At 44.0% G+C, this 12,853-nt stretch carries 13 protein-coding genes; 2 read left to right on the forward strand and 11 right to left on the reverse strand.

From position 1 onward, the window contains the following. Positions 1-32: 32 nt before the first annotated feature. Complete coding sequence (locus PR833_RS03045) at positions 33-581, forward strand: hypothetical protein (RefSeq protein WP_053110310.1); 549 nt, start codon at positions 33-35, stop codon at positions 579-581. A gap of 73 nt (positions 582-654) precedes the next feature. Here PR833_RS03045 and asmA read toward each other — a convergent pair whose 3' ends face one another. The 9 genes from asmA to PR833_RS03090 form a co-directional block, all read right to left on the reverse strand. Beyond that, the gene (asmA, locus tag PR833_RS03050) at positions 655-2,502 is read right to left on the reverse strand and encodes an outer membrane assembly protein AsmA (RefSeq protein ID WP_004917985.1); all 1,848 of its coding nucleotides are present in this window, start codon (positions 2,500-2,502) and stop codon (positions 655-657) included. Positions 2,503-2,625: 123 nt separating this feature from the next. Next, positions 2,626-3,207 (reverse strand): dCTP deaminase, encoded by a 582-nt coding sequence (gene dcd, locus PR833_RS03055; RefSeq protein WP_014657808.1) that lies wholly within the window; start codon positions 3,205-3,207, stop codon positions 2,626-2,628. A 51-nt stretch (positions 3,208-3,258) separates the two neighbouring features. Continuing rightward, complete coding sequence (gene udk / locus PR833_RS03060) at positions 3,259-3,903, reverse strand: uridine kinase (RefSeq protein ID WP_004917981.1); 645 nt, start codon at positions 3,901-3,903, stop codon at positions 3,259-3,261. Between the two features lie 399 nt (positions 3,904-4,302). Then, complete coding sequence (locus PR833_RS03065; RefSeq protein ID WP_174822166.1) at positions 4,303-4,458, reverse strand: hypothetical protein; 156 nt, start codon at positions 4,456-4,458, stop codon at positions 4,303-4,305. Between the two features lie 277 nt (positions 4,459-4,735). Then, a complete protein-coding gene (locus tag PR833_RS03070; protein WP_225829591.1) occupies positions 4,736-4,987 on the reverse strand; it encodes a uridine kinase in 252 nt (83 codons plus the stop codon). A 218-nt stretch (positions 4,988-5,205) separates the two neighbouring features. Beyond that, complete coding sequence (locus PR833_RS03075) at positions 5,206-5,778, reverse strand: molecular chaperone TorD family protein (RefSeq protein WP_040132939.1); 573 nt, start codon at positions 5,776-5,778, stop codon at positions 5,206-5,208. Between the two features lie 11 nt (positions 5,779-5,789). Then, positions 5,790-6,692 (reverse strand): dimethyl sulfoxide reductase anchor subunit family protein, encoded by a 903-nt coding sequence (locus tag PR833_RS03080; RefSeq protein ID WP_272525871.1) that lies wholly within the window; start codon positions 6,690-6,692, stop codon positions 5,790-5,792. Then, positions 6,689-7,330 carry a DMSO/selenate family reductase complex B subunit gene (locus PR833_RS03085; protein WP_014657804.1) on the reverse strand — a complete coding sequence of 214 codons (642 nt, stop codon included), beginning with the start codon at positions 7,328-7,330 and terminating at the stop codon, positions 6,689-6,691. Before PR833_RS03085 ends, PR833_RS03080 begins: the two co-directional genes overlap by 4 nt. Then, positions 7,327-9,747, reverse strand: coding sequence for a DMSO/selenate family reductase complex A subunit (locus PR833_RS03090; protein WP_272525872.1), 2,421 nt, complete (start codon positions 9,745-9,747; stop codon positions 7,327-7,329). Before PR833_RS03090 ends, PR833_RS03085 begins: the two co-directional genes overlap by 4 nt. 386 nt (positions 9,748-10,133) lie before the next feature. On the opposite strand from PR833_RS03090, the gene PR833_RS03095 reads away from it, so the two are divergent. Further along, on the forward strand, positions 10,134-10,919 hold the full coding sequence (locus tag PR833_RS03095) for an AraC family transcriptional regulator (RefSeq protein WP_004917951.1): 786 nt from the start codon (positions 10,134-10,136) through the stop codon (positions 10,917-10,919). 311 nt (positions 10,920-11,230) lie between these two features. Here PR833_RS03095 and htpX read toward each other — a convergent pair whose 3' ends face one another. Beyond that, positions 11,231-12,187, reverse strand: coding sequence for a zinc metalloprotease HtpX (htpX, locus tag PR833_RS03100; RefSeq protein WP_053110312.1), 957 nt, complete (start codon positions 12,185-12,187; stop codon positions 11,231-11,233). 69 nt (positions 12,188-12,256) lie between these two features. After that, entirely contained in the window at positions 12,257-12,817 is a 561-nt protein-coding gene (locus PR833_RS03105; protein WP_272525873.1) for a LemA family protein, read from the reverse strand. Positions 12,818-12,853: the final 36 nt, after the last annotated feature.

The following is a 12,853-nucleotide window of genomic DNA, read 5'->3' on the forward strand; positions in this document are numbered from 1 at the left end:
AGGCAACTTAATAATGTTATTCGAGGTTAGAGATGAAAGTATCTAGTCAAAGCATCCATAATGTTCAATCGCAACAAAATATTCAATCGCCCCCAATTAAAGCGAATAATTCTTCTATTGCCAGCTCTACATCAAATGTTAGTAATACATCAAACCAACAACCTAAAATTGTCACAGCAGAGAAAACTGTACATGTAAAAGATGTTAAACAACTTAATACGAAAATTAAAAATAGTATTAAAAAAATTGTGAGCCAGCTAAAAACCGCTCAAAGCGGCGATGTTTTTAGTCGAAATGGTGTCAATATGAAAGATATTTCAACAACATTGTCTTCATTAAAAAATGAGATTAAATCTTACCAAACTAAATTAGATAGTTCTTCTTACAAACATCATACAAGTAAGAAAGAAACAATAACCAAGCTGAATAATTTAGTAAAAAGCACTGAAGGTAAAATTCATCTGGCGGAAAGTAAATTCCAATTTGAACGCCGACAAAACAATACTATTGGATTAGATAGCCAAGAAAAAATTAATGAAAGAATAACCCAAGAAGCTAGCAGATCAAAGTATGAATATTAATGTAACTTATTGATAGTCAATAATAGATAAAGAAGAGCTCCCGCTTATAGCCGGAGTTCTTCTGATTTATAAACTATAATGCGTTCAACAAATCACTTAGCCCTTTTTGTTCTTCCTTCTTCAAAAAGTTACCTAATGCCTCTTTTGCTTGTGTCTTTAATTCGTTACGTAGCAATTTTTCGACATTCAATTGGTATTGCAGATTGCTCCATCCACCATAAATACGCAGTGGAATAGTCATCGCTTGTAACTGCTGGATAAAGCGAGAATCACCGCCCCAACCTTTAGTGATTTGTACGCCCAAGTTCACATCTAGGGTTTCGGCTGGTACATTTGCCCAACCTTGTCCGGTAATCGAGATGAGTGGAGACGTTGCATTCATTGAAGCAATATTGACGGTTCCTTTATTTAAACGACCATTAACGGTGAACAATTCAACTTCCGTATAATTTCCCGTATTGACCGGCGCATTAATTTTATTGGTCACCCGTGAAATAGATTGTTGGATCAATAACGGAATATTTAAGCCCGCTAAACGTGCATTTTGTAAACTGAAACTCACAGGACCTTGCCATAAATGTTTCACGGCATAATCATCATAACCAGGCCCCGATAAATCCGCATTGATAGTCACAATACCGCTCAATTTTTCGGGCATATTAAATGCCTTTAATAACGGCGTTAAATTAATATTTTGGATATTAGGCTTCGCCATGACTTGCGCGGGGATCGCAGCATAATTAATGGTCACAGGCAGTGAGAATAGTCCCCCAAACGCCTTCCCTTCTAACTGAGAAATGACTAATTGAGGCGCTTGATTTTGTGCTGCAAGTTTTACTGCGCTTACCTCCATTCCACGATAAATCAAATTATCGATATTGAGATCAATATTGGCAGTAAAGGATTTTAAATTCGATAAATCATATTTTTGGGTTTCTTTCCCAGAAATAACAGGTTTAACCCCCACTCGAGCAGGATTATCGGATTCATTCGCATTATGGGAGCCTGCATTTGTATGCGGTGTACCCAGTAATTTATCTAAATTTAAGCGATGAGAAGATAACTGAACACGAACATCAGGGATATTGCCTAATTGTGCTGCGATTTTACCGGTTAATTCACTTTCATTCGCCTTAATGACAATATTATTTAAACTGGCTGTCGCAACATTCTCTTTAATGTAAGCAAAATCACTGGTGAATTGACCCGTTATGCCACCTTCAGGCAAATCAACACCTGTAAAGGTGTAATCAAATTGAGTTAATTGCCCACTAATTTGATGTGAAAGCTGGGAGAGATCAAGCTCTGCTCGCGCATCAAAGCGCAGCTCTTGCTGGTTTTTATTTAAATTACCGCTGAATTTAGCCGTAATTTTTCGCTCATCATTTTTCTTTAAGGAAAGGTTGATATTGCGTAAGTTGTACTCATCATTCTGAGTTTTCCAGATCACTAAACTATTTGATACTTCAACTTTTTCAATATCTAATAGCCATTGGCTCTTCTCCGTAGAGCTTGGTGTTTGCTTGTTACCTGCTGGCGCAATCGGTGAGTTAGCATCAGTTTGAGCTTCGCTTTCTGGTGTATGACGAATGACTGCACCGTCTAAAACAATTTGTTCAACAGATAAACGATGAGAAAGCAAAGGCCACAATTCTACGTCAAGGCGCATATTTTCAGCGCTCAAGACAGGTTGGCTTGCATTAGGTGCGGTGACCGAAACAGGTCCTGTAATAATGCTAAGGGTCGGCCAAACATGCCAACGCATATCGCCTTTAAAATCGAGCTGATAGCCGCTCTTTTTCTCGACTTGCTCCACAAGATACTGTCTAAAGTCGTTTGGATTCACTAACATGACCAACGCTGTTAGCCCAACTACAATCACGACTAGCAAGATGACCAGTGTCGTCAGAAATCGTTTCATTCTTCCCTCACTCAAGTTATGTCTGCTACGCCACACAAAAGGCTCACACTACACCTATCCCTGCACAATATGCGGAATTACCTCAAATTAAACATAAAGATAATTCCGCAATACTTCTCGTTATCAATCTTCACTGATACGACTACCGACCGCCCCTTGCTGATTTTTATATTTTGCATCTTGTCGGCTATTATAAGGACGATCTGCGCTGCCAGATAATGGCTCAAAACTTAAAGCGCCAATCACCATACCAGGGCGCAGGGCCAATGGGAGTTTACCTGAATTATAAAACTCTAACACAATTTGCCCACACCAACCGGGGTCGATTCGATGAGCAGTAACATGCACCATTAACCCCAATCGTGCTAACGATGAACGCCCATCTAACCACCCCACTAGGTTATCAGGCAGGGTAACAGACTCGAGAGTGACTGCAAGTGCTAATTCTCCTGGATGGAGGAAAAAAGGCTCATTGTCTTTGAGAATTATTTCATCACTCATGACACGGTCAAGCGCCGCATTAACTTCATCTTTCGGGCCACTTAGGTCAATAAAGGCTGCGGTATGCCCACGGAAAACGCGGAATTGGTTTCCTAGGCGCACATCCGCCGTTGCTCCATTGATCCGTTCAATAGGTGGACGTGGGCTAATGACTAATTTTCCCTCATCCATCCATTGAATAATATCGCGGTCACAAAGACGCATGATGGTATCCCCCCTTTCATTATTTTCCATCGCCAGACTGTCTAATGCTGTTTAGTCTTGGCAAAATTCGCCGATTTTCGCTTTTAAGATATCAATGGCAACGCGGTTTTTACCGCCACGAGGCACAATAATATCGGCATACTGTTTTGACGGTTCAATAAACTGTAAAAACATCGGACGAACGGTTCTATTATATTGTTCAATCACAGAATCCAGCGTTCTGCCTCTCTCATTTACATCACGTTTTATCCGTCGCATCAAGCAAATATCAAGCGGAGTATCGACAAAGATCGAAAAATCCATCTCTTCACGTAAACGTTTATCTGTTAGTAGCAAGATCCCTTCGATAATAATAACTTTTTTAGGTTTGAAGTGAATGCTGGTTTCTTTGCGTGTGTGAGCGACATAGTCGTATTGAGGAATTTCTACTGATTTACCGCTTTTGAGCGCTTTGAGGTGTTGATACAGCAAGCTGTGATCCATGGAATTTGGGTGGTCATAATTGACTTTTAACCGCTCTTCCATTGGTATATCTCTTTGATCTTTATAGTAGCAGTCTTCTGGTATAACACCGATATTATGATCACCAACCTTTTCCCGTAACTCTCGATATAACGTACTCGCGATAAGGCTTTTTCCGGATGCAGAAGCTCCTGATATACCAACAATGGTACAGTGATGCGCTATGTCAGTCATAAAATGATAACCTGGTTAAATAAATCTGAAATGAAATGCATGACTTCATATTGATGAAGTTATGGTTGCCGGAATTATAGGAGTTAATGGCGTGAGGTTCCAGCTTCACAAAGCAAACTCGCTAAAAAAACACTAAATAATAAGAAGAAATATCCATAAAAGGGGAATTCGATTGCGGTTAGATCCCTGTTATCGGCATGCCGTTATTTATCAACCTACAACAGGCACAATTAAAACGTTTTACGCCCTTCTCCCTCTAAGATAGTTATTATCCGTTATTTTTCGCTCATCGTTTTTAAGGGAAGGTTGATGTTACGTAATATTATACTCATCATTCTGAGTTTTCCTGAGCGCTAAACTATTTGATACTTCAACTTTTTCAATACCATTGACTCTTCTCTATAGAGTTTGGTGTTTGTTACCCATTGGCGCAATCAGTGGGTTAACATCCATTTGAGTTTCACTTTCTGGCGTATGATGAACGACGGCATCGTTTAAAAACAATTTGTTCAATGGATAAACGATAGAGATAAGCGATAAGAAAGCAAAGGCCATAATTCTACGTCAAGACGCATATTTTCAGCGTTCAAAACAGGTTGGCTTGCATTAAGAGCGGTGTTCGAAGCAAGTCCTGTCATCATACTAGGGGTCGACCAGACATGCCAACGCTGTTGGTCTAACTACAATCACGACTAGCAAGATGACCAGTGCCGTCAGAAATCATTTCATTTTTTATCTGCTACGCACCACAAAAACTCACACAATACTAATTTCTGCACAACAAAAATATATTCCTTTTTATTATAGTACGTTATCCGTTTTATCCCTTTTATCAAACAAGTACCGACAAGATCGAAAAATCTCTCTCTTCATATAAACGTTTATCTGTCAGTAGCAAGGCCCCTTCAATACCAACTTTGTTAGGTTTGAAGTAAATGCTGGTTTCTTTGTATGTATAAGCGACATAGTCGTATTGAAGAATTTCTACTGATTTACCGCTTTTGGGTGCTTTGAGGTATTGATGCCGCAAGCTGTGATCCATGAAATTTGCGCGGTTATAATTGACTTTTAACCGCTCTTCCAATTGGTCTATCTCGTTAATCTTTATGTTCGAAGGCTAATAGCTCAATTGGGTCTCATCGTTACTCAACGTATCGTTTATAAAATGGCTACCAAACGCAAACACAGTGATGCCGTGGCGGGTAATTTACCTTAAGGAAAGGCACTTGGTGCTGCCACAAAAAAACGCCCCAGAGAAAGAGGCGCATCAGATTATGGGTATGTAATCAATCACTGTGAAGATTATGCTTTTATAAATGATTGCACGGTGGTCACTGTCAGTCGGGTCAGTGCGGAGTAAAACGGACTGTTTCCGTGCGTGTCCAGACGCTGCGAATAACGCGGCAACCAACTCATCAGGTGCTGACTGAGCAGTGTATTAACCGCCACTTCTCGCATTTCAGATGCCAGTACCGCCGCCTGAAACAAAATCAGCCCGATGTGATCTGCGGGTTCCGGATACGGGGTATTTAGTTTTAGCCGTTCCTGTTTTAGAAAAGCGCTCAGCGCAAGAGTCGAATCCCCCTGCAACAATCCTTCCGCATCGAGATACACCGAGCCCCAAGGTGGCGCCTGTAACGACCCTGGCCCGACGAACAGAGATTGCCATGCCGATTTCAGTACCTCCGCCCCCTCAGCGGCCGTGCGGCTCAGTTGCATGCAGAGTGTACTATCCACCTCACACGGCCACTGCTGGGCAAATCCCGGCAGGGTAAACAGACGCATCGCCATCCGGTTGCTGTCATCATCCGGCGGGAACAGATAGCAGATCCCCAGTACATTAAACGCGGCCGCATAGTGAGCTGTCTTATTCATTACATCTCCCTTCAGATATGAATATAATAGAACACATAACGCAACATAAATTCTGCCGCAATAGTCAGTAAACCGCCGGTGATAAACCCACCGCAGACCGGTACGCCGTTATGTGCTTTTTTCTGCGCTCGAACAAGAGATATACAGCAGAGTGCCACACCAATTGTGGCTGCCGCTAGGACACCAATCCGCAGCTCGGCGATACTGTCATACGCATCAATCGGTGACAGCGGAAATGTAATGGATTTATGAGTCAACTGTGTGAGGGTCAGGTAATGCTCATAAAATGGCTGATACAGCAGACGACCAGCTAGGCTTACCGCCATCATCCCCCACAACAGCCACAGCTGTGATAATGACAATGTATCAGCGGGCAGTGCAATCCCAACTCTGTGTCCGGTTTTCTCAACTATCACCACCAGCAGAATAAACAGCACTGCACCAAGTGTCAGCGTCGTACCGTAAAACATCAGATAGGTATTGATATCATTCCAAGTCAGAATCGAGGTATAACGGTAAATCGATGCCATACAGAAGATATCGAACAGCCCGATCGCCATCGCTCCACCATATAACAGAAAAGAAAATTTGTCCGTCTTCCACAACCAGAGAAAACTGATACCCAATACGCCAACAAATGATGCGGTAACCACTACTTCACGGCTAAGCCAAGCACTGAATACGTTATTAATGGCATTCGGCGCATTGAGTGGCACGCCGAGGTGAGTAATTGATGCAACAGATCCCACACCCGCAATACCGCAGATAATAAAAATCATCAGCATCATAAAACGCTTAAAGCTGTCTGTCGGGAGGCGATGGCTGAAATGCATGGCAAATACCCCACTCACAACGCACAGCCCCACCGCCGCATTCATCATGTAAGTGAAAATTAAAAGTGACCACTCATTCATTTTTCTTTTCTCTCACTGTTCATATCATCAAAGTTCGCGCCCCAGTGCGGGTTAATCACCAGATTCGGATGAGTTATTGACGGATCTGGTAGCCCAGTCACGTAATCAAGGTCGCCGTATTTCGCCCTCAGTTCGTCTATTGGGCCGAACTGAATCGCCCCGAGTGGACAGGTGCTAACGCATACTGGCTGTTCACCTTTTTGTTGAAGATCGATACAAAAATCGCATTTCGACATCTGCTTTGTTTCCGGATTCATCTGCGGCGCGCCGTACGGACACGACCACGCACAGGCACCACAGCCAACACATTTATCAGTATTGACCATCACAATGCCATCCCCTTCGCGTTTATGCATCGCAGTTGTCGGACAGTTGCGCACACAGATCGGGTCTTTACAGTGATTACAGGAAATAGAAAGCGTATAGGCGAACACGTTATTAATCAGTGCGCCGTTTTGATTGCGGCTATACCCGCCGCCGGTCATTTCATACACCCGACGGAAGCGGCGGCCGACATCAAGATTATTTTTGTCCTTGCACGCTACCTGACACGCTTTACAACCGGAGCAGCGGGCGGAATCAATATAAAAACCTAACTGTTTGCTGCTGACTGCCGGATAAACGATGAATTTGCTCATGCTTTTTCCACCTCAACCAATAATGTTTGGTGCGCATTGCCGTGGGCAAGCGCGGTACGGCGTGACGAGGTGAGCACGTTGGCACATCCGCCCTGATCAATGCCATTGTTGTCCGGCAGCCACCAAGCTCCGGCTTGTAATGCAACCACACCGGGCATAATGCGCTGTGTGATTTTTACAGGGATCATGGTGATACCGCGATCGTTATGTACTTTCACTTTTTCACCGTCACTGATACCGCGATCCGCCGCATCTAAGGGATTGATCCACAGCTCCTGCCGCTGCACTTCTTGCAACCACGGGTTAGCGAACTGAGTGGAGTTCGCGCGGTTGCGACCTTTCCAAGTGATCAGCTGTAACGGGTATTTCGCGGTAAGGCTATCTTCCGGTCCTTCGATGGCTGGAACATAATGAGATAGCGCGGGAATGTCCGGATTGTGCATGTCATACAGGCGTTTGGAGAAAATCTCGATTTTGCCGGACGGAGTCGGGAACGGGTTGTTCTCAAAATCCTGAATATTTTTTTCAAAAGCCACATTTTGGGTATGTGGACGATGAGTTAACAAATGACGGCGTTTTATCAGCAGCTCATCAAACGTCGGAATATTATCTTCTGGGCGCTTTTGTGCTGCATCATTGACGAGGAATTCTATCCAGTCACGATCTGTCTCATGCCCTTCGGTGAATGCATCACGAACCCCCAGTTTTTCCGCTACGTCGCACAGCCAGTCGTAATCGGTACGACGTTCAAATTCCGGTTCAATTGCTTTTTCAGATAGGATCAGGTAATCGCCGTAACTCCAAGTGCCACCGATATTCCAGCGTTCCAAAAAACTGGTTTCCGGCAGTAGCAAATCCGCATATTTCGCACTCGGGGTAAGATAGAGATCGCTACAGACAATAAATTCGACTTTCGATTCATCCTCCAGCACTTTTGCGGCATGGAGAATATCGGTATTTTGGTTGGTCAAATAGTTACCCGCCATTGAGAAAATCATTTTGATTTCGGTGTCGAGTTTGTTTGCATTTTTCAGTCCGTTACCCGGCGTGACCAGATTTTTGTCCTCACACGCCTGCACCCAGTTGGTGATGTTGATTTTGGCTTTTACTGGGTTATCAAACAGCTTTGGTCCGGCGATGGTTTTGCGCAGTTCCGGATTCAGTGCCATGCCGTAACCTGCCGCCCAGCCGCCACGCACGCCGACATTACCAGTGATGGTTGCCAGCAGCGTTGCACCGCGCGCACTGCGTTCACCGCAGATATGACGCTGTGGTCCCCAGCCCTGCATCAGCACCGCCGGTTTGGTTGTGGCATATTCACGCGCCAGCTGACGGATAGTTTCCGCCGGAACTTTAGTGATTCTCTCTGCCCATTCTGGGGTTTTGGCTATGCCGTCTTTTTTACCCGTTAGATAGGCCACCAGTGATTCATTATCCGCTACACCTTCCGGCATCTGCTCTTCGCTGAAACCCAGCGTGTATTTATCAATAAACGCCTGATCATGTAGATTTTCTGTGACGATGACATACATCATCGCATCCATCATGGCGTTATCTGTCGTCGGCAGGATCGGGATCCATTGATCAGCCAATGAGGAGGCGGTATCGGAATAGCGCGGATCGACCACAATAAACCGAGTGCCGTTCTTTTTCATCTTCTGAAAATAGTGGTTACTGTGCCCGAAAATAGTTTCGTTCGGGTTATGCCCCCACAGGATCACCAGTGGGGTATTTTCTAGGGTATCAAGTGTGCTGCCGCTGGCGGCGGTGCCGTAGGTATACGGCGTGGCTGCCATGGTGTTACCGTTACTGACGGAATGGTAGTTTTCCAGAAACCCGCCCGTCAGATTAAACAGACGGCGCAGCATATTCGCACCGGAAAAAATCCCGCCGGTCACGCCTGTACTCAGGCTAACAAACCGTGACGCAGGGCCGTATGTGTCACTGATACGTTGCCATTCTGCGGCGATCAGGCTGGTTGCTTCTTGCCAGCTGATGCGCTCAAAACGCCCTTCACCGCGCTTACCGACCCGCTTCATCGGGTATTTCAGGCGGTCTGGGTGATAAATAAATTTCCGGTAACCACGTCCGCGCACACAAGCCCGCATGATCGGCATATCTTCATTCAGTTCCGCATCCGGTCGGGTACTGATGCGGATGGCTTTTCCGTCTTTGATATGTGCCCGGATATCACATTTCCCACCGCAGTCAAAACTGCTGCATGTCGGTACAATGCGAACCCCGTCATCCGTTTGATGAACAGGAATCTGTGTAGGATCGGACGGAACGGATGCAATACTTTCGGATGCCAGAAACGGCACCGCAGATAATACAGAACTGGCCTGTATGAAACGGCGTCGGCTTATTTCGCCGAGAGTGCCGGATTTTTCATTATCGTGACCGGATTGATGACTCATAATGGATTTACCCTGAGTGAGAAATACAGTGCGGCATTTAAAAATCAGGAAATAATAAATATTATTTAATTTCAAATGACCGGAAATAACATTACGCCACCGGCAATCGCTTAATAGCCGGTAATAATTAAAGTCTGTATAAACAGAATGGCGGCAGCAAAATAGTAATGGATTAATATATTGCCGCCATGCGAAAATCAGACAACGGCATTTGAATTCCGGCCTGATCCCTGCTCCTGTTAACTGAACGTTTTATATTTGTTGCCGTAAAAATACAGATATGGCACTCAGTTCTGTTATTGCCATAAAAGACCTGTTTTACGGTAACAGGATCTGATATAACACCCTCTAATTTTTCTTTCCGTTAGATAGGGAGCGCGGCCTTCATGAGAAATATTCCGTTAAAAAGCGTGGATAATATCGCGCGGGATGTCATTGCTCTCGGTACAGATTATTTGCCCGATACCCTACTGGAATACCACGCGCACCGTCGGGCACAATTTTTATATCCGGCCACCGGACTGATTGAAATCAGCACCGCAGACGGTGAATGGGTGATCCCACCTTCCTGCGGAGTGTGGATCCCAGAACAGGTCGCCCATGAAACTCGGATGCTGAATGTCAGCACACGCAGTTTGTATATCGAACCAGCAGCAAAGCCGCGCCACGCCGTCAGTTGTGAGGTGGTGAGTGTCTCTCCGCTGCTGCGTCAGTTACTGCTGGAAGCAGTGGACATCCCTGCGGAATATGATATTCAGGGGCGTGACGGGGTGCTGATGCAGCTGATTCTTTGCGAACTGGCACGTATGCCCCCACTGCCGTTTTTCGCCCCGATCCCGCGAGATGAAAAGCTCGGCCGCCTATGCCGTGAGTTTATGCGCAAACCGGTTATTACTTCGCAACCGGGGGAGTGGGCAGAACAGCTGCACAAAAGCGAGCGCTCCTTCAGCCGTTTCTTTCGTACCCAGACTGGCATGTCGTTTTCAGAATGGCGTCAGCAGGCATGCCTACTGAACTCGCTTTCCCATATTTTGTCCGGGAAATCGATTACCGAAGTGGCTTATGAGTTAGGTTACAACAGTGCAGGAGCATTCTCAATTATGTTTAAAAAACAGATGGGGCAATCCCCTTCTCATTTTAAAAATGACGATTCGGATATCCACCATTTTTAACTTGTTTTTTGACAAATACAAATTCAACCTTTGCCGATATTTTCCCCACGATTTTTTACAACTAAATAATAATGAGGATGCGCTCAATTTTAGCCGCAGACGGTTATTTAAGGTTTGTGCCATTGGGCGCGGTGGATGTTAGCGATATGTCTGTGTTATCAGGGAAACTTGTGCAGAACACTCTTCTGGTATAACCCCGATAACTAAAAAAACACTAAATATTAAGAAGAAATAGCCTGAAAGGAAAATTCAATTGCAATTAGATCCCTGCTGTAGGCATGCCGTTATTTATCAACCTACAGCAGACACAATTAAAATGTTTTACGCCCCTCTAAGGCAGCAATACGATTTTCAATCGAAGGATGGGTCGAAAACACGGAATCCCCCTTATTAAAAATATAGGCCGCACTACGATAAGCATCTCCAATACTCGAATGATCATAGTCTGTTTTCTCATGCTGACCGGAGATTTTTCGTAAGGCGCTGATCATTGCTTGGTTATCGGTTGTTAAATCAACGGCTGCCGCATCTGCCATATATTCGCGCGTTCGTGAAAGATAAAAATAGAGAATTTGCGTTATCCACGGCAGAATAAAATTAAGCGCTAATAAAACCACCTGTGCTTTATTGGATGCACTATTTCGGCTACGTCCTGCCGTACGAATAAAAATTTGGCTAACTATGTTTGTGATGGTCAAAATCACATTCGCCAAGATACCAACATACAATGTCAATTTAGAATCGCCGTGAATAATATGGCCAACTTCATGTGCCATCACCGCTTGAATTTCATGGCGATTGAGCGTTTGTAATAAACCACGCGTAACACCAACCAACGCATTTTTAGCACTCCAACCCGCAGCAAAAGCATTTGGCTCGTCGCTATCTAAAATATACAAACGCGGCACATAACGTAAAGTCGCACTTAAACTTAGCTCTTCTAATATATTATAAAGCTGCTTTTCTTCCGCGGTACTGGCATTTTCCGCAGTAATCTCTTTAGCATTCATACCCGCTAACATCATTTTGTGTCCGCGAAAATGAATATAAATTAATCCTAAAAAAGTAAGTCCTAAAATAATTAATGTAGCAACGGGAAAGCGTTTAAAGGTCGCAAATGCCAGCATATTTTCAAAAAAACCACCCCACTCATCAGGATGTGTCGCTGTATCCACTAATAATCCAACAATCAGCATAATGAAGATATAACTCACCACGACTAATCGTGTACGGATATTGTTTTTGCGTATGACGTTTCTATAATCCATAACACTATACCCTGCCTAACTTTTCAGGGAGCATAAGGCCCCCTGATAAATACAATGGATTTGTTATCGTTAATCAAAGTTAATACGGCGGGACTCTTCACTTTTTATGGCTTCTTCATCAAGACGCCAATAATCTTTATCAATTTTTAAACTCGGAATGAGGTTAACGATAAAAACGGCTGGCATTGAGGCAATATAGGCTTTATACGCTTCCAATGCTCGGTTATAACCGCGTTTGGCAAATGACAGTTTATTTTCAGAGGAGACGATCTCCTCTTGCAAATTAGCCATGATGGCATCAGATTTCAGCTCAGGATACGCTTCTACTGCAACATTAATCGCACCACTAGAGACCATTTTAGACAAGGCATCTTCCGCTTCTTTCGCCTGAGCCCCTGTTGCTGTTTTCGCCAGAGTTCTTAATTCAGTAATTTTACTGAAAACTTCTGACTCATGGCTTAAATATTTTTTGACCGTTGCTAGTAAACTATCAAATACTTTTCCACGGCGGTCTAATTGTACCGAAATCTCAGTTTCACTCGATATAACAGCCTCACGCATTGCCACAATTCGGTTATAAAAGTAGATAACAATCAATACTAATACGACAATCAAAATTAAAAATTTCATAATCACCTTTTAGGCATCCGCCATAGGAAAAAAATG

The sequence above is a fragment of the Providencia sp. PROV189 genome, assembly GCF_028480065.1.
Classification (GTDB): Bacteria; Pseudomonadota; Gammaproteobacteria; order Enterobacterales; family Enterobacteriaceae; genus Providencia; species Providencia stuartii.